The organism is Amycolatopsis sp. lyj-108, assembly GCF_046549005.1.
Lineage (GTDB): Bacteria > Actinomycetota > Actinomycetes > Mycobacteriales > Pseudonocardiaceae > Amycolatopsis.
Map to the genome: position 1 here is coordinate 58,441 of NZ_JAJPWQ010000016.1, position 22,783 is coordinate 81,223.

The window sequence follows — 22,783 nt, forward strand, 5'->3', positions numbered from 1 at the left end:
CCCGTGTTAGTTTTCCGAAGTGGCGGAGGATGAACGGGACGACGACGCGCGGTCGATGACGCCCGAGGAGTCGCTCGCGCTCATCGCCGCGCAGTCGGAGAAGACCCGGCGTGAGATCGGGCCGAATCCCGCGGTGCTGCTGGCCGTCTGGGGACTGGTGTGGCTGTTCGGCTTCGGGCTCGTCTACGTCTCCGCCCCGCCCACCGCGCTGATGCCGATGTGGGCCGCCGCGGCGATCGTCGGCGCCGGTTTCGTCGGGGCCATGGCGTATTCGGCGGTCTACGGCATCCGGGCGGGCCGCGGCGTGCGCGGGCCGTCCCGGCTCGTCGGGGCGATGTACGGGTGGAGCTGGATGATCGCGTTCGGCGGGCTGACGGTGGTGAACACCGCGCTGATCCGCCTCGGCCTCGACACCGAGCTGATCCCGTTGCTGTGGTCGGGGACCGCGCTCATGCTGACCGGACTGATGTACCTCGCCGGCGGGATGCTGTGGCAGAGCGGACTGCAGTACGGCCTCGGCGTCTGGATCATCGCGTGCGGTGCGGCGAGTGTGCTGGCCGGGGGACCGTACAACTTCCTCGTGCTGAGCGTCGCGGGCGGCGGTGGCTTCCTGGTGGCGTCGCTGGTCTTCCTGGTGCGGGCGCGATGAGCGAAGACGGGCTGCCCCAGCTCGATCCGGTGATCCACGCGCAGGCGCGGTTGCGGGTCACCGTCGCGCTGTCGAGCCTCGGGCCGGGCGACAGCATCACTTTCCCGCGCCTGCAGCAACTGCTGGACATGACACCGGGCAACCTGTCGACGCATCTGCGCAAACTCGAGGACGCCGGCTACGTCGAGATCACGAAGGCCTTCGAACACCGCACACCGGTGACGCTGGTCGAGTTGACCACCCGGGGCCGGGCCGCGTTCGAGGAGTACACGAAGGCCCTGCACCGTCTTCTCGAGGTCCCGGGCGATGGGCGCGCATGACCGGTGGGTCATCCACCTCGACATGGACGCGTTCTACGCCTCCTGTGAACAGCTGACCCGGCCGACCCTGGCGCAGCGTGCCGTGCTCGTCGGCGGAGCGGGCCCGCGCGGCGTGGTCGCCGGCGCGAGTTATCAGGCGCGCGAACACGGGATCAAATCGGCGATGCCGATGTCGCAGGCCCGGCGGCTGCTGCCGCCGACCGGGGTCATCCTGCCGCCTCGGTTCAAACTCTACGAACTGCTGAGCACCCAGGTGTTCGACCTCGTCGCCCAGTACGCGCCGGTGCTGGAACGGATCTCCCTCGACGAGGCCTTCGCGGAACCGCCTTCACTCGCCGGGGCTTCCTCGGCCGAGGTGCGGGAATTCGGTACGCGCCTGCGGGAGCACATCCGGTCCGAAATCGGCCTGGTGGCGTCGATCGGGGCGGCGTCGGGGAAACAGGTCGCGAAGGTCGCCTCGGATCTGGCGAAACCGGACGGCCTGCTCGTCGTCGACCAGGGCACCGAACGCGATTTCCTCGCGCCGCTGCCGACGAGGGTGCTGTGGGGGATCGGCCCGGTGGCGGAAGGGAAACTGCGCGCGATCGGCGTCCGCACACTGGGCCAGCTGACCGCGCTCTCCGACGCCGACGCGGTGTCCACTTTGGGCAGCGTGGTCGGCAGGGACCTGCGGCGGCTGGCCACCGGCGTCGACGACCGGCCGGTGTCCGACCGCGCGGAACTCAAACAGGTCAGCGCGGAGACGACCTTCGACCGCGACCTGATCGACCTGGTGAGCCTGCGCCGCGAGGTCCGCGACCTCGCCGTGCACGCCCACCGGCGGCTCGTCAACGCCGACCGGGTCGCGCGGACGGTGGTGGTGAAACTGCGGCACACCGACTTCAGCACGGTGACCCGCTCGGAAACGATGGCCTCGCCGACCGACGAATTCGACCAGCTCGCCTCCATGGCCGAACGACTGCTGATCGACCCGACCGAATTCGGCGGCGTACGGCTCGCCGGGGTCGCGTTCTCCGGGCTTTCGGTGCCGCATCAGGATCCGCTGTTCACCCTCTCGGTCCCGGCTTCGGACGTGCCCGTGGTCTCGCGCGCCCCGGCTCCGGCGCCGGTTCCCGTGGTGTCGTCGAGTTGGCGGCCCGGCGACGACGTCGTGCACGAGGAGTATGGAACCGGGTGGGTGCAAGGGGCCGGGCACGGGCGGGTGAGCGTCCGGTTCGAGACGCGGTCCAGCGGGCCGGGGGTGGCGCGGACCTTCCCACAGGAGGATCCGGCGCTGCGCAGGGGAGAACCCGGTGACTGCCTGGTCTGACCGGTTCACGCGTGAGTGCCTCTTTGCGAGCCGGCAGGTGCCCCCAATGTGGCATTGGGGACGTTGAGTGGGGGTGTGTGGAAATAGGGACGTTGAGTGTCCCTATTTCCACACGCCCCTCACTCAGCGGGCATCTCACGTCACGACCCCGCCTGGATGGACCGGCTCTCAGCCGCGGCAGACCGTCACGAAGTTCACGCTGGTCACCTTGACGTCGCGCGGGCAATTGCGGAAGCCGAACAGGCACCAGTTCCCGTCGTCGCCTTGCACCAGCAGCGCACCGTACGAGCGTTGCGCGTTTCGCTGATCGTTCAAGACGGCCATCGCGGCCTGTCCCTTTTGGTCCACGCTGCCGACGGTGACCGGTGTTTCGCCGGAGACCAGCTCGCCGGGGGCGGTCGGCTTGTCCGGCGCGCGCGGGCAGGTCAAGGCGATGAGGGCGGGGTTGTCGCCGTCGGTCATCGCGTTCGCGATCACTCCGGCCGTGCCGTCCGCCGTCGCCCTGTCGTTCGACGAACCGCACGCCGCGGTCACCCAGAACGCCAGCACGACGAAACCGACCAGACCTGACCGGGAGAGCGCAGTCATGGCGGAGATGATCCCAGGACCGCCGCGAACCGGGTGGTCTCGGTGACTTCGGTTGAATGTCGTACCCGATCGGCGTAAGGCAGGATGGGAAGAACTGTCACCCGATCGAGGGAATCGATGTTCAGCTCCCGCGCCCGTCAGACCACCGCCCTCCTCGGCGCCGCCGTCCTGCTCGCCGCCTGCAGCACCACGCCTGACCAGCAGGAACAGCAGGAACAGTCGCCCGCCGCCGAGGCGCCGCCGTCGAGCCGGGCGCCGGAGGGGTCGTTCACCGTGGTCGCGACCGGTGACGTGCTGATCCACCCCGCGCTGACCGACCAGGCCAAGGAGGACGGCGGCGGCAAGATCGACTACCGGCCGCTACTGGCCGGGATCAAACCGCTGATCTCCGGGGCCGACCTCGGCATCTGCCATCTTGAGACCCCGCTCGCGCCGAAGGGCGGCCCCTACAGCGGGTACCCGTCGTTCAGCGCGCCGCCCGAGATCGTCGCCGCGCTCAAGGACACCGGGTACGACAACTGCTCGACGGCGTCCAACCACACGATCGACCAGGGGGTCGACGGCGCCACCCGGACCCTCGACGAACTCGACGAGGCGGGGATCAAGCACACCGGTTCGGCCCGTTCGGCCGAAGAGGCCGAGAAGCCACTGATCGTCGACGTCAACGGCGTCAAGGTCGCCCAGATTTCGTTCTCCTACGGGTTCAACGGGATCAAGGTGCCCGCCGGTAAACCCTGGCTGGTCAACCAGATCGACGCCGAAGACGTGATCGCCGAGGCCAGGGCCGCGCGGAAGGCCGGCGCCCAGGTCGTCCTCGCGAGCCTGCACTGGGGCACCGAATACCAGCACGACCCGACCGCCGAGCAACGCTCACTGGCGAAGAAGCTGCTCAACGACGACTCGATCGACCTGATCATCGGCCACCACGCGCACGTCGTGCAGCCCTTCGAGCGGATCAACGGCAAGTGGGTCGCCTACGGCCTCGGCAACAGCGTCGCCCGGCATTCGGAGCCGAAGGGGTCGACCGAACAGGGCGCCGCCGCGCGGTTCCGGTTCGTGCGGGACGGCGAACGCTGGAAGGTCGACAAGGCCGAATACGTCCCGACGCTGGTCCAGCTCGGTCCGCCGATCCGGCTGCTCGACCTGACCGCGGGCCAGGGCGGGAACGCCGGCGCGGAAGCGCTCAAGGCCACCGACGAGGTCGTCCTCAGCCGCGGCGCCGGTGACCAGGGGCTGACCCGGCCCGGACACTGACCCGGCGGGACAAGGGTGGGCTCTTCCCAGCCCACCCTTGCCTTCCCACGCCCGCCGTCAATATCGTCGCCGCACCACCAGTTTCGCGAGGGCCGCGAGTTCGGCGCCTGGGCGGGGCACCGGATTCGAGACGGCGAGATGGTGCAGCGCGCCGGTCAGGAGCACGTCGGCCTGCTCCTGGCTCCACGTCCGGCCGCCCGCCCGTTCCACCAGCTCCGCCGCGTGGGGCAATTCCGCGGCGTCGAGGCTTTCCTTGCGGTACAAGGCATCCAGTTCTCGCCCGGCGTCCGTCCCGGAGTGGAGCGCGGCCACCACCGGCAGGGACTTCTTCCGGTTGGAAAGATCCGAGTGGACCGGTTTCCCGGTCACCGCCGGATCGCCCCAGATCCCGAGGAGATCGTCGATGTGCTGGAACGCCAGCCCGAGCGCCCTCCCGTACTCGGTCAGCCGGTCGACTTGATCCTGCCTCCCTTCCCCGGCGAGCGCGCCGAGCGTGCAGGACGCCCCGAGCAACGCGCCGGTCTTCCCCTCGGCCATGCGTACGCATTCGGCGGTGTCGACGTCACCGCGTTCCTCGAACTTCAGATCCGCTCTCTGTCCCTCCAGCAGGTCGATCACGGCCGTGCTGAGCACGCGCAGCGCGGTCTGCCCGAACGGGGACAGCACCTCGAAGGCCCGGCACAGCAGGGCGTCGCCGGCGAGGATCGCCGCGCCGGTACCGAAAACGGTCCAGGCCGTCGGGCGGTGCCGCCGGGTGGTGTCGGAGTCCATCACGTCGTCGTGCAGCAGGGAGAAGTTGTGCACCATCTCCACCGCGACCCCCACCGGGACGGCGATTTCGGCGTCCCCGCCGACGGCCTGCGCCGACAACAGCGCCAGCGCGGGCCGCAAGGCCTTTCCGCTGTCCGAAGTGGACGGTCGGCCGTGCTCGTCCCACCAGCCGAAGTGGTAGCCGGCGATGAGCCGCATCGATTCGGGCAGGCCGTCGACGGCCTCGCGCAGTGCCGGGTCGAGCAGGTTCCGGCTCCAGGTCAGCACTTCGACGGCGGGCCGGGCACCGGTATGGGTCTCGATGGTCGTCAACGGGCTCCCTTTCGGTCTCGCAGTCGACGGGATGACACAACCGGTGGTCGACCAGGTGAACTACTGAGACACAATTCGCGGATACCCATTCGAGTGGAGTGGGTGCAAAGTCAACATAGCAAGCGGTAATGCTCGGACAAACAACTCGATCGGGTCTACGAAGAGGTTCACCTGTTTGCCGGGCTGGCCCGAACGCGCCGCTCCGGGGCGGCCGTTCAGGTGCCGGAGCTACGGGAAACGTCGGTATACGGTCAGGTCGGTGACGTCTCGTGGTGGCTGCTCACCCGGTCGTGAAGCCGCGTTCTCCGACTGGTGACGGCCCTTTCCTGCGTGTATCGGAAATCGTTTCGCGGTACGGGAAATTGGGCCGAGAAGGTGACGATCGACTTAGGCTTATCCGCCACCGGTATGAATTGATTCAAGCGGTCTTTTCCCCTTGTCTCGGCGTGAACTAGTTTCAGCACTCTGCGCAGGGAAGGAGTCGAATGGGTATTTACCTGACCGGCATCGCCTGGGTCGTCGGCGCGGCGGCCTTGGCGGGATTCGTCGGCTACCTCGTCCGCCGGTTCGGCTGGGACGAAGGACGGCCGGACAACAACGACGCCGCCGGCCAGGTGTTCACCATCGTCGGCGGCCTGCACGCCGTCATGGTGGCGTTCATCCTGATCTCCCTCTTCGACTCCGCGAGCGGCGCGCGCGACGGCTCGTACCACGAGGCGGACAGTCTGGTCGCCACCGTCTGGGCCGCCGATTCACTGGGGACCGAGGTCAAGGACGAGGTGCGGAAGCTGAGCAGGGAGTACATCGCCACGGTCGAACAGAAGGAATGGCCGCAGATGGCCCGCGGCAAGGAGACCGTCCCCGACATCGGCTGGACGCAGCTCGACCAGCTGCGCAAGGCGATCGACAAGGCGGCCACGGACGACGACTGGCTCCGCGAGCGCAAGACCGAGGCGTCCACCCAGCTCTGGCAGGTCTACGAGGCCCGGCAGGAGCGGCTCAACGCGGTCGAGGGCGGCAAGGTCGGCGGCGTGGTCTGGTTCGCCCTGATCCTCGGCAGCCTCATCTCGGTGCTGCTGCCCAACCTGTTCGGCGGTACCCGGCTGGCCGCGCACCTGGTGATCGTGTCGACGCTGGCGGGCACGATCACGTTGCTGCTGTTCGCGATCTACCAGCTGCAGAACCCGTTCGGCGGCGGCGTGGGGATCCCGCCCGACGCCTTCACCGCCGCGCTGGCGCGGATCTCTTGAGCCGGTGCGCGCCGTGGACGGTGTGACGCGGACGGCGGCGACGGTGGCCGTCGCCGGGCTGGTGGGGGCGTCGGCGCTGCTGGCCCCCATGGCCGCGCGCGCCGCTGAGTCCTGCCTGGTGGTGCAGGCGGAGACCGGGTCGCACGGGAAGTCGAAGCTGCGCTGGATCGACGTCGGCTCGGGGGCAACGTCGAGAGTGACCGATTCGGGCTACCGGCTCAACGCGCTCGGCTACTCCGCGACGCGGGACCGGGTCTTCGGTGTCGCCGAAGGACTCAGCCGGGGCGCGCACGCGGTGTCGATCGATCGTGACGGCGACATCCAGGACCTCGGCCCGATCACCCGCGCCGGGAACCGGCTGCCGGTGTGGAGCCCGGTCGCGGGGGTGACCGCCGGCGCGATCGGCGGGAATTCCTGGTACCTGCTCAGGAACGGCACACTGTACACAGTGGACTTGACGCCGGGGGAGCGGTACCTGCGGGTGATCAAGACGGTGTTCCTGCGGCCGATCACCCTCGCCCACGACGTCAACGACTTCGCGTACCACAACGGACTGCTCTACGGCGTTTCCACCACGTGGCGCGGAAAAGGCGCCGTGATCACCATCGACCCGGCGTCCGGCAAGGTCCGCGAAGCCGAAGACGCGCGTTTCCCGCCCGCCGACGTCTACGGCTCGGTCGTGCTCGGCCGCGACGGTGCCCTGTACGCCACGGCGAACCGGATCGGCGGGCGCAGCGTGCTCTACCGGCTGGATCGCAGCGGGCAAGTGACCGTGGTGCGTTCGGGACCGCCGCTGGCGGGTTCGGACGCCGCGGGCTGCCTCACCGCGGCCGTGATCCCCGAGCCGCCGAAACCGGAACCGCCCAAGCCGACGCCTTCCCCTACGCCGACCCCGGCCCCCACTCCTGCTCCGTCTCGCACCCCGTCTCCCAGCGCGACTCCGTCGCCGAGCCCTTCCCCCAGCTCCAGCCCGACGCCTAGCTCCAGCCCGACGCCGACTCCTTCGTCGAGTCCGGCGCCCACTTCCACCGCCAAGATGGTCCCGCCGCCCGTCGCCGTGCCGAAACCGTCTCGTTCGGCGTCGCCGAGGGAACGGAAGGAAAAGGCGGAGGAGACCGATGCGCACGCCCGCACGAAGGAGAAACGGCGGTGGGGATTGACCGCACTGGTCCTGATCCTCGGTGGTGGCGCGGCGGTGGGTGCCGTCCGGCGGGGCCGGTGAGTCAGTACTTGAACTGGTCCACGTTCTCGCGCGTGATCAGCAGCGGGTCGCCCAGCAGCACGGTCTTCGTGTCTTCCTCGTACTTGATCGCCGGGAGTTCGAGATTGACCTTGTTCGACGGGCTGAGCGGTTTGCCCTCGGCGATCTGCTTACCCGCCCAAGCGGTGAGGTAGCCGAGCGATTCGACGTTCCACAGCACCGAAAGCGACGAGGAACCGTCCAGCAGGTACGGCTTGATCGCCTGCGGCGTCCCGACCCCGACGGTGAAGACGCGGCCGATCTTCTGCTGCGAACGGACCGCCTCGGCGACCCCGGGCGCGGACGTCGTGCACTCGCCGACCAGACCGGTCAGGTCCGGGTACTTGGTCATCAGCTCTTTGGCGAGCGCGGTGGCGGTGTCCTTGTCCTCGCCCGCGTAGACCGTCTCGACCAGCTGCGCTCCGGGATACTGCGAAGCGGTGTAGGCACGCTGGACGGCGATCCACGCGTTGAGGTTCTCGGCGGTCTCGCCACAGGAGACGATCGCGTACTTGCCCGCGTTCCCCATCTTCTTCATCAACGCGTCGGTGAGCGCCTTGCCGATGCCCTCCGGGGTCGCCTGGTTGACGAACAGTTCGCGATCGGTGCCGGGCGCGTCGGTGTCCGAAGTGATCACATGGACGCCTCTGGCGCGCGCGTCGGTGATCGCGGGCGCGATCGCCCTGGGATCGTTCGGGGCGATCGCGATGACGTCCACCTGCTGGTCGACGAGGCCGCGCACGATCGAAACCTGCGCCGCGGGATCCACCGTGGCCGGACCCGTCGAGGACCATTCGACACCGAGCTGCTTCGCCGCGGCCTGCCCGCCGGTGTTCATCGCCTCGAAGTACGGGATGCCCGCGACCTTCGGCACGAACGCGATCCGGATCGGCTTGGCCGCCAGCCCCGCCGGTTCCTCACCGGTGCAGCCGGTCAGCCCGAACACCATGCCCAAAACGAGCACAGTGGCAACGACGAGCGTCTTCGTCGGCCCTCGCATCTCCACCCCATAGTCACGGAACCACTTGAACCCAGCCGATCGGTCTGCGCGCGGTGGAGACCTCCGGCGAAACTAGGGTCTCCGGTTACCCCGGTCAACCGGATGAGCGCAAAGGGTTACGGAAGTGAGTTCATCGACCTGGCCTGATTACCGGGCCGGCCTACGGAGGTGACTTTGGGTGACTGTTGATGCCGGATTCTGTGGGCGCTTGATCAACGGAGGATCGGGGACGTTGAGTGTCCCCGATCCTCCGTAGACCAAGGTCCGAGGTCGGCGCCTTCGCGACCGAGCACTCACCGCCAGGTCAGGATCGCAGGTCGTGAAGGCCCCCTTCCCTCGGCTCAGCCGAGGAAACTCGACCTTCACACCTTCCCCAAGTACATGAAGGACCCCTTCCTGTACCTAGGCGCAAGGAAGGGGTCCTTCATGTATGACCCACCGGACCGAGCACTCACCGCCGGTCAGCCGCTCGACAGGTCGATCGCCTTGTCGATCTCCGACGGCATCAGTACCCGCAGGATGCCCTCCAGCAGGTAGTAATCGCCATAGGGCAAGGAAACCTCGACACCGTCCTCGGCGCGGCGGTTGCGGGTTCCTCGCGCCATGATCGCGTCGGCGCGGGTGGATTTCGTGGTCAGGCAGGTGTCGCACAACGCGGTGAGGATCCGGATCGCCGCCTCGCGGTACTGCGGCCGGTTCGCCACCTTCGCGAGGTCGAGCAGGCCGCACGCCATCACGGCGCCGGCGGAGGAGTCCTTGATGTCGTGCGGGGCCTGCGGCGCGAGGTAGTCCCACACCGGCACGTTGTCCGGGGTGAGGGCGCGCAGCGCGAAGTCGGCCAGGCGTTGCGCCGTCCGCAGGAACAGCGGGTCGCCGGAGCGCCGGTACATCGTGGTGAATCCGTAGATCGCCCACGCCTGACCGCGCGACCAGCAGGACGTCGGGCTGTAACCCTGCACGGTGTTCGGGCCGATCTCGGCGCCTGTGGCCGGGTCGAAGTCGAACACGTGCGGGGTGGAGCCGTCCGGGCGCACGAAAACCCGTTCGGTGGTCTTCGCGTGTGAGACGGCGATGTCGAGGTACTTGCGGTCGCCGGTCTGCTTGCTCGCGAAGGTCAGCAGGTCCAGGTTCATCATCGTGTCGACGATGACCCGGCCGGCGTTGCCCGGGGTGCCGAGCGCGCCCCATGCCCGGATGAACTTTCCTTTTTCGTTGTAGCGCTGGATGAGCGACGCGGCGGCGTTGAGCGCGCCGGTACGCCATTTCTCGTCGCCGGTGAGCCGCCAGCCGGTCACCCACGACGGGTAGAACAGGAATCCGAGGTCGTGGTCCCGCGTTTCGTGCTGACGCGGCGCGAGTTTTTCCGCCGAAGCCATGGCGAGGGTGCGGAATTGCGCGTCGCCGCTGTAGAGCGCGGCGAGCCACAAAGTGCCCGGCCAGAATCCGCCGATCCAGCCGCCGTTCTGCGAATAGGTCCATTTCTCGAACCGGGTGATCTCCGGAAAGGCCGTCACGCCGGGTGCGACGGCCCGCAGTTTGGTCACCGCGTAATCGGCCGTCCGGCGGAAAGTCCTCAGCCCGAAGGCTTCTTGCTCTGCCGCTGTGGCGGCCGGGGTGATCGCGGTGGCCGCGACGGCGGCACTGGCGGCGGTGGTCAACAGGGTTCGCCGGGAAACGCTCACAATGCCCGCCATTCGTCAGTGGGAAATGCGTCACGGGAGTTTCGCACGACGATTACGGACTTGTGAAGAGCGTTCACGGTTGTGAATAACCGCGTCACTCAGCGGGACGGATGTTCGCATTGTGCCGGAACACGTTGTCCGGGTCGTACACCGCCTTGATCGCGGCCAGCCGCGCGTACTTCGCCGCGCCGAACGCCGTGCGCACCCGGTCTTCGTCGTATTCGTTCATGAAGTTCAGGTAGCCGCCGTAGTTGCTGGAATGCGGCAGGAGTTCTTCCCACAGTGCCCGCGCCCAGTCGCGGTCTGCGGCCAGCTGTTCCGGCGTCGGGGCGGTGGCCGCGAAACCGAGGATGAAGCCGGGCGTGCGCGGCCCGCCGAACGCGGTCGCGTCGTCGTGCACCGTCGAGAACGTGTCCTGCAGCGGCACGATCGGCATCACGGTCGTCGGCGACGCCTTCTCCGGCAGGCGTGCGGCGATCAGGTCGATGACCTTTTCGGACAGGGAGTCGACGTAGAGCGACTTCTCGTAGGCGAGGATGCCCCGCGGTGCCGTCGGGTCGAGCAGCTTCTGCAGATCCGCGTACGGCATCGGCGTGACCAGTTCGAACGCCGCGGGCAGCCCGTCCCGGATCCGTTCGATCAGCGGGGCCTGCCGTTCGGGACCGTCGAAGCCGGCGACGACCAGTGCGAGACCCGGCGCGAGATGGTGCTCCGGCGGGACGAACGGCGCGGGCGGCGCGGTGAGCCCGACGAGCATGGAACCGGTGCCCGACGGCAGCGACGCGATCACTTCCTTCGCGAAGCGCAGCACCTCCGCCACGTTCTCCAGTGTCCAGAAGAACATCCCGACCTCGGTGAGGCCGACCCGGTGCAACCGGAACTCGAATTCCGTGACGATGCCGAAGTTCCCGCCGCCACCGCGCAGCGCCCAGAACAGATCCGGATGTTCCGCTTCGGAGGCCCGCAGGATCCTGCCGTCGGCCGTCACGACCTCCGCCGACAGCAGATTGTCGATGGTGAGCCCGTGTTTCGCGGTCAGCCAGCCGAAACCACCGCCGAGGGTGAGGCCGCCGACGCCGGTGTCGCTCACCGTGCCGCCGACGGTCGCGAGCCCGTACCGCTGCGTCGCCTCGTCGACGTCGGCCCAGACGGCGCCGCCGCCGACCAGCGCGGTGCGGGTGTCCGGGTCGACGGTGATCCGGCGGAGCCCGCCGAGGTCGATCATCACACCGTCATCGGCCACCGCGGAACCGCTGAAACTGTGCCCGCCGCCGCGGACGGTGATCTCGAGGTCCTTTTCCCGGCCGAAGGCCAACGCGGTGACGACGTCTTCGCGCGTGGCGCATTCGACGACCACCGCCGGACGCCGGTCGATGTCCCCGTTCCACACGGCGCGGGCGGCGTCGTAACCCGGATCGGCGGCGGTGACCACCGCGCCGGACAGCTTCCGGCGCAACGTGGTCGTCTCGGACGGATTCATGGGACCCCCTCAGGTCGTGGCTACCGCACAGTGTCGATCGCGCACGGCCCCGCTCAAGGTCCGCCGGCGCGGGCGAAAGGGCGGGCGAAAGGGCGAAAGCCCGGCGCTATGGGGTGCGCCGGGCCTTCACGTTCAGGGTTCAGTGGATCACGTGCACTTGGGCGCCACCGGCAGGTCCGATCCGGTCTGCAGGTAGGTGTCGGAGATGTAGTGTCCCGGGCCGATCCGGTCCCAGACGTTGCTGGTGCCGAACCTGCCGGTGACGGTCTCGCCCTCGACGTAGCATTCGATGTTGACCTTCGCGTAGTTCGCCGCGAGGCCCTTGATCGCCGCGCTGGTGCTCGCGGAGGCCCGGACGTTCATCGGGTCGCCCGCCGTGCTGACGACACCGGTCGGGCCGGAGCCGGTCCACAGGTAGGAGACGTTGACCCAGCCGTTGTCGGTCATCTTCAGGCCGTCCCAGAAGGTGCCGTCCGCGAGGTCGATACCCGCCGGGTTGGCCACCCTGCGGCCGAACTCGTCCTTGCCGCCGTTGTAGCCGTCCTGGTACGCGGCCTGCGCTTCGGGCTTGCCCTGCGGCAGGTTCTTCCACATCTGACGGGTGGCCGACGGGTTCCAGTAGTCGTCCTTGGTGTTCCACGGGCCGACGTCCCACACCGGCGCGTATTCGCAGCGGCTGTTGTCGGTGCGGCAGATGCGCACGGTGTAGTTGCCGGTGTTCTTCGGCGCCAGGCCGCGGCCCGAGGGGAGGGCGACGAAGTGGTCGCGGGACTTGATCACGTGCCCGTTGGCCGTGGTGCCGCCGACGAGGCCTTCGCGGGTGCCGTAGACCCGGTATGTCAGCGGGGCGGCGGCCGCGCCGATCGCGTTCACCTGCGGGCCGAGCTCACCCAGGAGGGTGACGTCGCTGACCTTCGCGGTCACGCCGTCGTTCAAGGTGCGCAGTCCGATGCGGACCTGGACCGTGGAGACCGAAGTGGACAGCTGGGCGGCGCCACCCTCGGTGGGCGTCCATTCGGTCCAGTCGTTGCCGTTGAGCTTGCCGCGGACGGAGACCTCGACCTCGGTGCCCTTCGGCGCGTCGGCGGTCACCTGGGCGGAGACCCGGTTCACCGGCTTCCCGAGCTTCTGCTCGGCCAGCAGCAGGTAGCCCTGGCTGCCGATGGAGTCGGGTTTTCTGTGCCAGGCGGCGTTTTCCAGGCTGAGCACGCCGCCGTCGCTGCGGACGTTGACGTCGTCGCCGTCCACAGTGGACAAGTCGGCGCGCCAGCTTCCTTCGGGTGCGGCGTTCGCCGGGCTGGCGGCCAGCGCGGTGACCGCCCCCGATGCCAGCACAGCCAGCACGGCCGCCATCACCCGGCGGGCCTTAACGGTCCGGTCCATTCCGGTCTCCCTTCGAGCACTCTCGGTTGCTATGAAGGGAGCTTCGCCGGACCGTGTACACGATCGATACAAACGCAATTCGGCACCTGGTTGCGGTGGGTGAAACCCGCAATCAGGTGCCGAATTGCGAAAAAGGTCAGGCGCTGGCGGAGTCGCCGTAAGAGGCTTCCGCCGATTCCTGCAGACGCGAAGCGAGCGCGGATTCCTGTGGCCGCGCGGAGAGTTCCCGCCACAGCGCCAGCGCGCGTTCCGAATACGTCCGCGACCGTTCGGGCTGGCTCAGCGCCTCGTGCAGTTCCCCGAGCAACTGCGACACCTCGGCCTCGGACCGGCGGTCCCCGTTGCGCCGGTGCACGCTCAGCGAATTGACCAGCAGCAGTTGCGCGTGGGCAAGGTCGCCGCTGTGCAGGTACAGCTCGCCGAGGTTCTGGTTCGCGTAGCCGACGCAATGGTCGTCGCCGAGTTCGTTGAAGATCGCGATCGCCCGGTCGACCCATTCCCGCGCGCCCGCGAGGTTGCCCTGATGCTGCCGCAGCATCGCGAGCCGCTTCAGCGCATGCGCCTCGCGATGCCGGTCGCCGATGCGCGCGGACTGTTCGAGCGCCTCGGTGAACCAGCGTTCCGCGTCGGGGTACCGGCGCCGCGCCAGCCACACCGCGCCGATCGCGATCCGCGCGACCGCCTCGCCGTGCGGATCACCGGCCGCCGCGAACTGGTCGAGCGCCGCGTGGCAATGCTCCAGCGCGACGGTGTCCTCGCCCTTGATCCGCAGCACGGTGCCGAGCCCGGCCAGCGCGATCGCCGCGCCCCGCGCGTCGCCGATCTTGTCGAACAGCAGTTGCGACTGCTCGAACGCGACCAGGGCTTCGGCGTAACTGTCCTGGTAGAGCTGGATCTGCCCGAGGTTGCGCTGGATGATCGCCTCACCGCGGACCTCGCCGGACCGGCGCGCGGCCGCCAGCGCGACGGCGTGCGTGTGCAGCCAGTCGTCCTGGTGCCCGCGCTGGTCGAAGTACGGCGCCAGCGCCGCGGCGAGCCGCCAGGCCAGCGCGTCGAGGCCGAGATCGGCGGCCAGCGAGACGGCGGCGACGCAGGTGTGCCGTTCGGCGGCGAACCACGCGGCCGGATCCTCGATCAGCTGCGCGGTCCCCGGCGGGAGGGCGGGCTGGACGGCGGTGTCGTCCCGGTAGAGCCCGAAGAAGTGGATCGGCATCCGGTCCGCGGCTTCGACCGCGAGCGCGAGATAGCCCTCCAGCACCCGTTTCGTGGCGTCGCGCGCTTTCGCCGGGACGTCCTGCGCACGCAGTTCGAGGGCGTAGCACCGCAACAGATCATGCAGGCGGTAGCGGGGTTCGCCGGTGCCGTCCGAGCCGCTGAGCTCGACCAGATGGGCGTCCACCAGCACGTCGAGGACGTCTTCACCGTGCGTGCGGCCGAGCAGGGCCGCGACCACCCAGCCGGGGAACTGGACCGAGCCGAGTCCGCCGAGGCCTCGGAACGCGGTCGCCGCCGACATCGGCAGGAGGTCGTAGCTGAGGGTGACACTGGCCCGGACGGCGAGATCGCCGACGCGGAGCTCGTCCAATCTTCGTCTCTCGTCCCGCAGCCTGTCCGCCAGCACGCGCAACGTCCAGCCCGGCCGGTGGGTCAGCTTCGCCCCGGCGACCCGGATCGCCAGCGGCAGGTACCCGCAGTGGCGCAGGATCGCGGCCGCGGAATCCGGCTCGGCGGCGACCCTGTCGGTGCCGACGATGCCTTCGAGCAGCGTCGCGGCCTCGGCTTCGGGCAGGAGTTCGACGTCGACCGGGGTGGCCCCGGCCAGATCCGGCATCCGCACCCGGCTGGTGATCAGGACCGCGCAGGAGCCCGCGCCGGGCAGCAGCGGCCGGACCTGCGCCGCGCTGCCGGCGTCGTCGAGCACGACGCACATCCGCAGGGTGGTGAGCCGGGACCGCAGCAACGCCGCGCGTTCGGGAAGCTCACGCGGCAGCCCCGCGTCGGGGACGCCCAGCGCGCGGAGCAGCTCGGCGAGCACGGTCATCGGGGGCCGGGGCGAGGACGACGTCCCGGCGAGGTCGACGTGCAGCTGACCGTCCGGGAAATCGTCGCGGACCGCGTGTGCCACCCGGATCGCGACGGAGGACTTGCCGATCCCCGGCGCGCCCGAAAGCACCACGATCGCGGGTGCCCCTTGTTCGCGTCGGTCACGGAAGAGGCTGACGAGATCGCCGACCACACCGTCGCGGCCGGTGAAGTCCGGCAGGTCGAGCGGCAGCTGGCAGACCGGCGCCATCGGCCGGGGGAGGGCGACGGCCACTGCGTCCGGGTTCACGGGCGGCGCCACGATCAGCGAAGCCCGCAGTTCCTTCAGTCGCGGGCCTGGTTCCGTGCCGAGTTCGTCGGCCAGCACCTTCTCGGCCGTTTCGTAGGCCTCGATCGCGTCGGCCGTGCGGCCGTCGGCCCGCAACGCGACGATCAGCTGCTGCCAGAGTTCCTCGCGCAGCGGATGTTCGGTGACCAGGCCGCGCAGTTCGGCGACGGCCTCGGCGGTCCGGCCGAGTTCGATCCTGGCCCGCAGCCGCTGTTCCTGGACCGCGAGCCGCAGTTCCGTCAGCCTGGCCACGGTCGCGCCCCAGCCGTGGTCGTGAGGAAGGCCTTCGAGTACTTCTCCGCGCCACAGCGCTTCAGCTTGATCCAGCAGGTCGAGAGCGGATTCGGCCTCCCCGCGGCCGAGCGCGGATTGGGCATGGGCGGCCAATTCGCCGAAGCGGATGTGGTCGATCTCCCCAGGTGCCGCCTTGAGGATGTATCCGGAGGCCCGGCTCCCGATGCGTTCCCCGAGCTCGGGATCGTGGTCGGCGAGGCGTTTGCGGAGTGAATGGACGTAGGTGCGGATGTTCGCCGCCGCCGAACGGGGCGCCGACGAAGGCCACAGGACCTCGATCAGCAGTTCGGTGGAGACGACGACGTTGGGCTGGAGCAGGAGAGCGGCCAGCAGCAGACGCGGTTTGGGGCCGCCGAGCGGCACCACCTGTCCGTCCACCGCCACTTCGAGCGGACCGAGAACGCGAAACCCGAGAATAGTCACCTAAACCGCCAATACGGCAGGAGCCCCATATCCGCCGATAATATTGCCGTCCCGCCATGGTTGGCTAGATCCATTCGCATGCATGTGCAGACACCTCGCCGGCGTTTGTACGTGATGTGTACGACGCCGGTCGACGCTGAAGCCATGAAGCGTTCAAGTGTCCGGCGGCTCGCCGGTTTCTTTCTCGTGCTGGTGACGGCGGGCGCCTTGGGCCTCGCCGGAGCCACTCCCGCACTGGCCGCGGCCACCGGGACCGTGAAGACGGCGGGTGATCCGCTGAACGTGCGCCGCGCCCCGAGTACCACCTCGACCGCGGTGCGCACGGTGGCCAACGGGGCCACGGTGACCATCGACTGCCAGACGATCGGGACCTCGGTCACCGGTCCGCTGGGCACCACGACGTTGTGGGACTACGTTCCCGCGCTCGGCGGTTACATCTCGGACGGATACGTCTACACCGGCTCCGACCAGCGGATCGCGCCCGACTGCGGGGTCGGTTCCGGCAGCGCCGAATGTTCCACCGGCGTCTGCGCGGGCGAGGGCCAGTTCCGTTCATCGGATGCTCATTTCCTCGTCTACGACAAGGACGCCGACGGCAAGTCCGCCGTGGTCGCCTACTGGCTGAAGGGTGGCGCCGGCCCCTTCTACGTCTGGGCCTCCGGCGGCAACGGCACCCACGTCGACAAGGCCGTGCCGGTCGCGAAGGGATCGTGGGTCTATTACAAGGTCTGCGTCGCCAACGCCGCCGCGAATCCGACCCTCGAAGCCTGTAGCGGTGGCATCACCGATTACGCCGCGTGAAATCCCTCCCCGTTCTTTCCCCACTTCGAAAGGTTGAATTCTCATGGGTCAGGTGAACCGGCGGGCGGTACTCCTCGGTGGAGCCGCGGCGGTTTCGGCGGCGGCCTTGTCGTCGACGTTGCCTTCATGGGCGAACGCCAGAACGATGGCGGCGGCGCCCGCCATCCACGACCCGTTCCAGCTCGGTGTCGCCTCGGGTGATCCCCTGCCGGACAGCGTCGTGCTGTGGACGCGGCTCGCTCCCGCGCCGCTGAACCCCGACGGTTTCGGCGGTATGCCGGACGCTTCGTACACAGTGGACTGGGAGATCGCGAACGACCAGGCGTTCTCCTCGGTGGTCCAGAGCGGCACCGCGACCGCGGCCCGCGCCTCCGGGCACAGCGTGCACATCGAGCCGGTCGGGCTCCAGCCGGGCCGCGAGTACTTCTACCGGTTCAAGACCAGCGGCTACATCTCGCCGGTCGGCCGGACCCGGACCGCCCCCGCCGCCGGTGCGGCGGTCGGCCAGCTGAAGTACACCTTCTCCTCGTGTCAGCACTGGGAGGAGGGCTGGTACCACTCGTACAAGGGAATGCTCGCCGACAATCCGGAACTGGTGCTGTTCCTCGGCGACTACATGTACGAGCGGAAGTCCGGCCGCGCCGCTGCAGAGCGGAACCCGCGCCGGCTGGCCTTCACCGACGACGTGACGACACTGGCCCAGTACCGCGCCCGGCACGCCCAGCACAAGACCGACGCCGACCTGCAGAACGCGCACGCGATGGCCCCGTGGGTCGTGGTCTTCGACGACCACGAGGTGATGAACAACTGGAACGGCACGGCCAGCCCGGCCACCGCGGACCGCAAGGCAGCCGGTTTCCAGGCGTTCTACGAGAACATGCCGATCCGGTCCACCGCCAAGCCGAGCGGTGCGTCGATCCGGCTGTACCGGCAGTTCGGCTGGGGCAACCTCGCCCGGTTCCACATGCTCGACACCCGCCAGTACCGCAACGCTCAGGTGCCGGACCCCTCCGGTTCGGCGGGGCCGTCTTGCACCGACATGCGGTCGACGTCGCGCAGCATCCTGGGCACCACGCAGGAGGCTTGGCTGCTGAAGGCGCTGGAGACGCATCCGGCGAAGTGGGACTTCCTCGGCCAGCAGGTCTTCTTCGCCACCCGTGACGGCGACGGCAACAAGGCGACCTGCGAGAGCCCCGACTCCTGGCAGGGCTACGAGGCCTCGCGCGACCGGATCGCGAAGGGCATCGTGGACCGCAAGGTGCCGAACCCGATCGTGCTGACCGGCGACGTCCACCGGCACTGGGCGGCCGACCTGCGCCGTGACTACTTCAACCACAGCGACCCGGTGTTCGGCTCGGAACTGGTGACGACCTCGGTCACGAGCAACAGCGACACCGCGACCGACCCGTCGTCCACCTGGCTCTCGAACAACCCGCACGTCAAGTACTGCCGGGGAAAGCGCGGCTACGTCCGGGTGACGGCGTCACAAACGCAGATGCGGGCCGACTTCATGACGGTTTCGGACACCAGCGAGTACGACTTCTCGAAGGTGACCCTTGCCGCGGACCGGTCCTACGTCGTCGAGGCGGGGAAGCCCGGGTTGCAGCGGGTGTGAGGGTCTCGTGAGCGTGGGCTGAAAGCGTCCTTCGCCTCGTCTGACGCGGTGAAGGACGCTTTCAGCCCACCGCGCGCGAGTCAGGAAAGCAGGTCCACCAGTGCGTCTCCGCGAGGCGTCCGGACGACGAGGACGACCTGGCCCTCGCGGTGCCGCTGGATCAGCCCGGCCGAAACGAGCTGTTCGCAGTGATAGGTCGCGGTGCTGGCGGCACACGACAGCAGATTCGCGATCTCCCCCATCCGGGCGGGCTTTCCCAAGTGTCGCAACAGTTTCGCCCGGTGGGCGCCGACCACGAGGTCGAGCCCTTCGACGCCGGGGGCGGTTTCGGGTCTACCGCTCTCGAGCAGGCCGTCCAGCCCCGGCAGCGGGTAGCCGATCCAGATGGCGTCCTCTTCGTCGAAGTTGGACACCACCGAACGGGCGCCCGCGACCATCGGGACGAGGATCAGTTTGCGGCCGCGCGTGGTGTACCGCGCCGGTTCCGCGTCGGGCAGCAGCAGACAGCCGTTGCTGAACCGGAAATGGGGCCGTAGCAGGCCGAGTACCGCATCTGTCCCGCCTCGGACGGAGGCGACGCCGATACGTTCGATTTCACGGTCGAGCAGGGGACGGGCCTTGGTCCAGAGGTTTTCGGTCGCCACTCTGGTCGCGGTGAAGGCGTCCGCGAGCGAGGCGACCCAGCGTCTCGGATGGTCGGCGGCCTGCCGCCACTGCGCGGGCAAGCGATCGCCGAAAACCTCCTCAAGGCCTTTCAGGACGTCGGTTTCCGTCAGGTCGCGCAGCATTTCCGCCTGGGCGGCGGCGGAACAGTCCTCGCCGGGGCTGATCGGGACGATGAAATCCGGCTGGACCGAGGTGCCCCGGCGGGCGAGCGCGCTCGCCGCGCGATATCCCTGTTCGGGGATCGCCGAGCCCACCTGACGGCGCCAGGCGGCGGGCATACCTCGGTCGTACCCGCCGACGACCTCGACGAGCATCGAAACCAGCGAAACGTGCGGGGAAACCGTCACCCCGATCGGGATCGTGCTGGTGTCACCGAGTTCGAGCCGGGTATAAGAAGCCGGGGGCGGCGTCTCGCGCATCCGGTCGTCCCTCCTGGGAGTGGGCGTCGCAGCACGCGATGTTAGCGCCTCCCGTCAATACCCGGCACTGCCGGGAAAACCCAGTTGCTCATTCATGATGAGGAACGCGCCGAGACCGTGGAAATCGTTGGTATTGCGTTTGCGTGCGTAGTAATACGCGGTGTCGCCGACATTGGTGCCTTCGGAGATGTTTGCGATATCGGTCAATCCGCCGGCTCCGGTCGAAACCTGGGAGAGGACCCCGCGGTAGCCCTTCGCGGCCACAGGTCCGTACTCCGCGCCGACGTAACCGCGCTCCACCGCCCGGGAGAGCAGGAAGGTGTACATCGCCGAAGCCGACGTCTCCAGCCAGTTGTCCTTGTCGCCGCCCCGGTCGACGACCTGGAACCAGCGGCCGGTGGACCGGTCCTGCCAGCGGGTGTAGCCCGCCGCGAGGAATCTGACGACGTCGACGAGCCGCTTTCGCCGCGGATGGTCACGGGGCAGGATCTCGAGCAGGTCGATCGCCGTCATCCCGAGCCAGCCGATCGCGCGGCCCCAGTGGTACTTCGAATGCCGCCCGGCGCCCGAAGCCCACGGTTCCGAGCCGTCCTCGTCGTAGGCGTGGTAGAGCAGGCCCTTGGCGGGCTCCTTGAGCCGGTCGAAGTAGACGCTGACGTTCTTCGCCGCCTCTTCGTAGCAGTAGGCGGCGTCGCCGAAGGTCTTGCCGTACAGGGCGAGGAACGGCTGCGCCATGTACACGCCGTCCGCCCACAGCTGTCCGACCCTGCTCGTGGCGTGGAACATCCCGCCGTCGGACGTCCGGGGATAGGACGGGAACCGGCCGCGCAGCTGCTCCGCCGCGGTCTTGTACTTCGCCTGCCCGGTTTCGGCGTACAGCAAGGGGAACATCTGCCCGGAGCGCATCGCGTCCAGGTTGGTGAAGCCGTTGGAGATCCCGCTTTCGGTGACGAAGCGGTCGTACCAGGCGAGGATGTAGTCGAGATAGGACTTCTCGCGGGTGCGCCGGTACACCAGGTACTGGCCGTAGAGGTAGAGGCCGCGGGTGTAGCCCCAGCCGCCGAGGGTGGCAGGCGTGAAGCGTTGCATCGTCGAGTCGACGATCGCCCGCGACCAGTCCACCGGCGCCGCGGTGGCCACGCCGGGCAGGGTGAGCGCGCCGAGGGCACCCGCGGTTCCCGCCAGTACCGTGCGCCGGGAAAGCCGTGCCGGGTGAAGAGGATCCGATGACATTCGAGGCCCTTCCTGCACCGGGAAACCGGGGAGGCGACTCGCCGGGCTGAACTTCCTTGCGGGACAACGTCTACTCGGGTGTTCGACGGCGAGTCAATGAATGCTCCCGGTGTCCGGGACGGTCCCGATGGGCGGCACTCTCCGCGGCGGCCTCCGCTCGCCTACGATCGGTGCGTGAACGAGCTGACCTTCCGCGGGCGTCGCGTCGCCCGGGACCGCGCCCTGGTCATGGCGATCGTCAACCGGACCCCCGATTCCTTCTACGACAAGGGTGCGACCTTCTCGGATCCGGACGCGCTCGCCGCCGTCGCCAAGGCGGTGGCCGAGGGCGCCGACATCGTCGACATCGGCGGGGTCAAGGCCGGACCCGGTGCGGAGGTCGACGTCGAGGAAGAGATCCGGCGGGTGGTCCCGTTCGTCGAGCGGATCCGCGAACTGCACCCCGACCTGGTGATCAGCGTCGACACCTGGCGTCACGAGGTGGGCAGGCGTTCGGCGGAGGCCGGCGCGGATCTGATCAACGACACCTGGGCGGGAGCCGATCCGAAACTGGCCGAGGTCGCCGCGGAGTTCGGCACCGGCTACGTCTGCTCGCACACCGGGAACGCCGTCCCGCGCACCCGCCCGTTCCGGGTGAACTACCCGGACATCGTCGCGGACGTCGTCGCGGAGACGACGGCGCACGCCGAGGCGGTCGTGGCACTCGGCGTCCCGCGTGCGGGGGTACTGATCGATCCGACCCACGACTTCGGCAAGAACACGTGGCACAGCCTGGCGCTGCTGCGGCACGCGCGGGAACTGGCCGACACCGGGTGGCCGGTGCTGATGGCACTGTCCAATAAGGACTTCGTCGGGGAGACGCTCGGCGTGGAGCTCGCGGAGCGGGTCGACGGGACCCTCGCCGCGACGGCATGGGCGGCGGCCGAGGGGGCGCGGGTGTTCAGGGTGCACGAGGTCGGGCGCACCCGGCAGGTGCTGGAGATGGTCGCGTCGATCCAGGGGGTGCGGCCGCCCGCGCGCGCGATCCGCGGGCTGGCCTGACACCCTCCCCGAATCAGGAGCTCTTCGGCTCCAAGTGCAGCGCGGTGATCCCGCATTCGAACGTCTTGGACCGCACCAGCCGCAGCGGCTGATTGCCGCCGAGCGCGGGGAACACCGGCAGGCCGGCGCCGATCGCGGTCGGGTTGACGAACAGGTGGATCTCGTCCAGCAGGCCCTTGGCGATCAGATCCGCCGCGAGCCGGGCGCCGCCCGAGGTGATGATGTCGCCGCCCGGCTGGTCCTTGAGCTTGTGCACGATCTCGGTGAGATCCCCGCCGGCCACGGTGGCGTTCTCCCAAGGCGACTCGGTGAGGCTGTTCGAGATCACCACCTTGGGCGTGTTGTTCATCTTGTCGATGGTCTCCTGCGTCTCGCCCTCCATGCCGGACTGCCAGGCCGGGATGAACCCTTCGGCGAGGTTGCGGCCCAGCACGATGCAGTCGACCGGGTCCCAGAGCGGGCCGACGTAGGCGTTGACGTCGTCGGTCCAGGGCATGGTCATCCAGTCCATCTCGCCTTCCGGGCCACCCATGTAGCCGTCGACGGTGGTCTGGACCTGCAGCTTGAACTTGCGCATGGCGCTGTTCCTTCCCAGTGAAGTATCTCTCGGACGCTCTTGTGTCCCCAGGAGAGCGATGTGTCCGCCGGACACATGGTGTACGTTAGACACATCCGAGACCGG

19 protein-coding genes are annotated in these 22,783 nt (G+C 68.8%); 9 read left to right on the top strand and 10 right to left on the bottom strand.

What is annotated here, in order from left to right; all coding sequences use genetic code 11:
* Positions 1-19: 19 nt before the first annotated feature.
* From ACLJO0_RS40345 to ACLJO0_RS40355, 3 genes are read left to right on the top strand one after another with little or no spacing between them, the layout of a single operon-like run.
* Positions 20-649: a hypothetical protein gene (locus ACLJO0_RS40345; RefSeq protein ID WP_410585119.1), complete on the top strand. Its 630-nt coding sequence runs from the start codon at positions 20-22 to the stop codon at positions 647-649.
* Complete coding sequence (locus tag ACLJO0_RS40350) at positions 646-969, top strand: transcriptional regulator (protein ID WP_034320046.1); 324 nt, start codon at positions 646-648, stop codon at positions 967-969. The genes ACLJO0_RS40345 and ACLJO0_RS40350 overlap by 4 nt, the downstream gene beginning before the upstream one ends.
* On the top strand, positions 956-2,278 hold the full coding sequence (locus ACLJO0_RS40355) for a DNA polymerase IV (protein WP_410585122.1): 1,323 nt from the start codon (positions 956-958) through the stop codon (positions 2,276-2,278). Before ACLJO0_RS40350 ends, ACLJO0_RS40355 begins: the two co-directional genes overlap by 14 nt.
* Before the next feature lie 168 nt (positions 2,279-2,446).
* Here the strand turns inward: ACLJO0_RS40355 and ACLJO0_RS40360 are convergent, their stop codons facing one another.
* A complete protein-coding gene (locus ACLJO0_RS40360) occupies positions 2,447-2,866 on the bottom strand; it encodes a hypothetical protein (RefSeq protein ID WP_410585124.1) in 420 nt (139 codons plus the stop codon).
* 117 nt (positions 2,867-2,983) lie between these two features.
* Between ACLJO0_RS40360 and ACLJO0_RS40365 the strand changes: the two genes are divergently transcribed.
* On the top strand, positions 2,984-4,120 hold the full coding sequence (locus tag ACLJO0_RS40365; RefSeq protein ID WP_410585126.1) for a CapA family protein: 1,137 nt from the start codon (positions 2,984-2,986) through the stop codon (positions 4,118-4,120).
* Positions 4,121-4,177: 57 nt separating this feature from the next.
* Here ACLJO0_RS40365 and ACLJO0_RS40370 read toward each other — a convergent pair whose 3' ends face one another.
* Positions 4,178-5,203: a family 2 encapsulin nanocompartment cargo protein polyprenyl transferase gene (locus ACLJO0_RS40370; protein WP_410585128.1), complete on the bottom strand. Its 1,026-nt coding sequence runs from the start codon at positions 5,201-5,203 to the stop codon at positions 4,178-4,180.
* Between the two features lie 485 nt (positions 5,204-5,688).
* On the opposite strand from ACLJO0_RS40370, the gene ACLJO0_RS40375 reads away from it, so the two are divergent.
* Both ACLJO0_RS40375 and ACLJO0_RS40380 read left to right on the top strand, forming a co-directional pair.
* Positions 5,689-6,453: a hypothetical protein gene (locus ACLJO0_RS40375; protein ID WP_410585130.1), complete on the top strand. Its 765-nt coding sequence runs from the start codon at positions 5,689-5,691 to the stop codon at positions 6,451-6,453.
* 13 nt (positions 6,454-6,466) lie between these two features.
* Positions 6,467-7,675 carry a DUF6923 family protein gene (locus ACLJO0_RS40380; RefSeq protein ID WP_410585132.1) on the top strand — a complete coding sequence of 403 codons (1,209 nt, stop codon included), beginning with the start codon at positions 6,467-6,469 and terminating at the stop codon, positions 7,673-7,675.
* A 1-nt stretch (position 7,676) separates the two neighbouring features.
* Here the strand turns inward: ACLJO0_RS40380 and ACLJO0_RS40385 are convergent, their stop codons facing one another.
* From ACLJO0_RS40385 to ACLJO0_RS40405, 5 genes are all read right to left on the bottom strand, one after another.
* Entirely contained in the window at positions 7,677-8,693 is a 1,017-nt protein-coding gene (locus tag ACLJO0_RS40385; protein WP_410585134.1) for an autoinducer 2 ABC transporter substrate-binding protein, read from the bottom strand.
* A 461-nt stretch (positions 8,694-9,154) separates the two neighbouring features.
* Positions 9,155-10,375 carry a glycoside hydrolase family 88 protein gene (locus ACLJO0_RS40390; protein ID WP_410585369.1) on the bottom strand — a complete coding sequence of 407 codons (1,221 nt, stop codon included), beginning with the start codon at positions 10,373-10,375 and terminating at the stop codon, positions 9,155-9,157.
* Positions 10,376-10,469: 94 nt separating this feature from the next.
* Positions 10,470-11,855: an FAD-binding oxidoreductase gene (locus ACLJO0_RS40395; RefSeq protein WP_410585136.1), complete on the bottom strand. Its 1,386-nt coding sequence runs from the start codon at positions 11,853-11,855 to the stop codon at positions 10,470-10,472.
* Positions 11,856-12,002: 147 nt separating this feature from the next.
* Entirely contained in the window at positions 12,003-13,238 is a 1,236-nt protein-coding gene (locus ACLJO0_RS40400) for a hypothetical protein (RefSeq protein ID WP_410585138.1), read from the bottom strand.
* A 136-nt stretch (positions 13,239-13,374) separates the two neighbouring features.
* Positions 13,375-16,326, bottom strand: coding sequence for a BTAD domain-containing putative transcriptional regulator (locus ACLJO0_RS40405; protein WP_410585140.1), 2,952 nt, complete (start codon positions 16,324-16,326; stop codon positions 13,375-13,377).
* Positions 16,327-16,470: 144 nt separating this feature from the next.
* Between ACLJO0_RS40405 and ACLJO0_RS40410 the strand changes: the two genes are divergently transcribed.
* Both ACLJO0_RS40410 and ACLJO0_RS40415 read left to right on the top strand, forming a co-directional pair.
* Complete coding sequence (locus ACLJO0_RS40410) at positions 16,471-17,127, top strand: hypothetical protein (protein WP_410585142.1); 657 nt, start codon at positions 16,471-16,473, stop codon at positions 17,125-17,127.
* A 43-nt stretch (positions 17,128-17,170) separates the two neighbouring features.
* A complete protein-coding gene (locus tag ACLJO0_RS40415; protein ID WP_410585144.1) occupies positions 17,171-18,742 on the top strand; it encodes an alkaline phosphatase D family protein in 1,572 nt (523 codons plus the stop codon).
* An 80-nt stretch (positions 18,743-18,822) separates the two neighbouring features.
* On the opposite strand, the gene ACLJO0_RS40420 is transcribed toward ACLJO0_RS40415, so the two are convergent.
* The gene (locus ACLJO0_RS40420) at positions 18,823-19,827 is read right to left on the bottom strand and encodes a winged helix-turn-helix domain-containing protein (RefSeq protein WP_410585146.1); all 1,005 of its coding nucleotides are present in this window, start codon (positions 19,825-19,827) and stop codon (positions 18,823-18,825) included.
* A 54-nt stretch (positions 19,828-19,881) separates the two neighbouring features.
* Entirely contained in the window at positions 19,882-21,060 is a 1,179-nt protein-coding gene (locus tag ACLJO0_RS40425) for a glycoside hydrolase family 105 protein (protein WP_410585148.1), read from the bottom strand.
* A gap of 174 nt (positions 21,061-21,234) precedes the next feature.
* On the opposite strand from ACLJO0_RS40425, the gene folP reads away from it, so the two are divergent.
* Positions 21,235-22,101, top strand: a complete 867-nt coding sequence (folP, locus tag ACLJO0_RS40430) for a dihydropteroate synthase (protein ID WP_410585150.1) — start codon at positions 21,235-21,237, stop codon at positions 22,099-22,101.
* A gap of 13 nt (positions 22,102-22,114) precedes the next feature.
* Here the strand turns inward: folP and ACLJO0_RS40435 are convergent, their stop codons facing one another.
* The gene (locus ACLJO0_RS40435) at positions 22,115-22,678 is read right to left on the bottom strand and encodes a dihydrofolate reductase family protein (protein ID WP_410585152.1); all 564 of its coding nucleotides are present in this window, start codon (positions 22,676-22,678) and stop codon (positions 22,115-22,117) included.
* Positions 22,679-22,783 lie beyond the last annotated feature (105 nt).

Coding starts and splice junctions, on each gene's coding strand:
- ACLJO0_RS40350 (WP_034320046.1), top strand. CDS start 646: ATGAGCGAAGACGGGCTGCCCCAGCTCGATCCGGTGATCCACGCGCAG.
- ACLJO0_RS40425 (WP_410585148.1), bottom strand. CDS start 21,060: ATGTCATCGGATCCTCTTCACCCGGCACGGCTTTCCCGGCGCACGGTA.
- ACLJO0_RS40385 (WP_410585134.1), bottom strand. CDS start 8,693: ATGCGAGGGCCGACGAAGACGCTCGTCGTTGCCACTGTGCTCGTTTTG.
- ACLJO0_RS40355 (WP_410585122.1), top strand. CDS start 956: ATGGGCGCGCATGACCGGTGGGTCATCCACCTCGACATGGACGCGTTC.
- ACLJO0_RS40360 (WP_410585124.1), bottom strand. CDS start 2,866: ATGACTGCGCTCTCCCGGTCAGGTCTGGTCGGTTTCGTCGTGCTGGCG.
- ACLJO0_RS40420 (WP_410585146.1), bottom strand. CDS start 19,827: ATGCGCGAGACGCCGCCCCCGGCTTCTTATACCCGGCTCGAACTCGGT.
- ACLJO0_RS40395 (WP_410585136.1), bottom strand. CDS start 11,855: ATGAATCCGTCCGAGACGACCACGTTGCGCCGGAAGCTGTCCGGCGCG.
- ACLJO0_RS40435 (WP_410585152.1), bottom strand. CDS start 22,678: ATGCGCAAGTTCAAGCTGCAGGTCCAGACCACCGTCGACGGCTACATG.
- ACLJO0_RS40375 (WP_410585130.1), top strand. CDS start 5,689: ATGGGTATTTACCTGACCGGCATCGCCTGGGTCGTCGGCGCGGCGGCC.
- ACLJO0_RS40415 (WP_410585144.1), top strand. CDS start 17,171: ATGGGTCAGGTGAACCGGCGGGCGGTACTCCTCGGTGGAGCCGCGGCG.
- ACLJO0_RS40365 (WP_410585126.1), top strand. CDS start 2,984: ATGTTCAGCTCCCGCGCCCGTCAGACCACCGCCCTCCTCGGCGCCGCC.
- ACLJO0_RS40410 (WP_410585142.1), top strand. CDS start 16,471: ATGAAGCGTTCAAGTGTCCGGCGGCTCGCCGGTTTCTTTCTCGTGCTG.
- ACLJO0_RS40400 (WP_410585138.1), bottom strand. CDS start 13,238: ATGGACCGGACCGTTAAGGCCCGCCGGGTGATGGCGGCCGTGCTGGCT.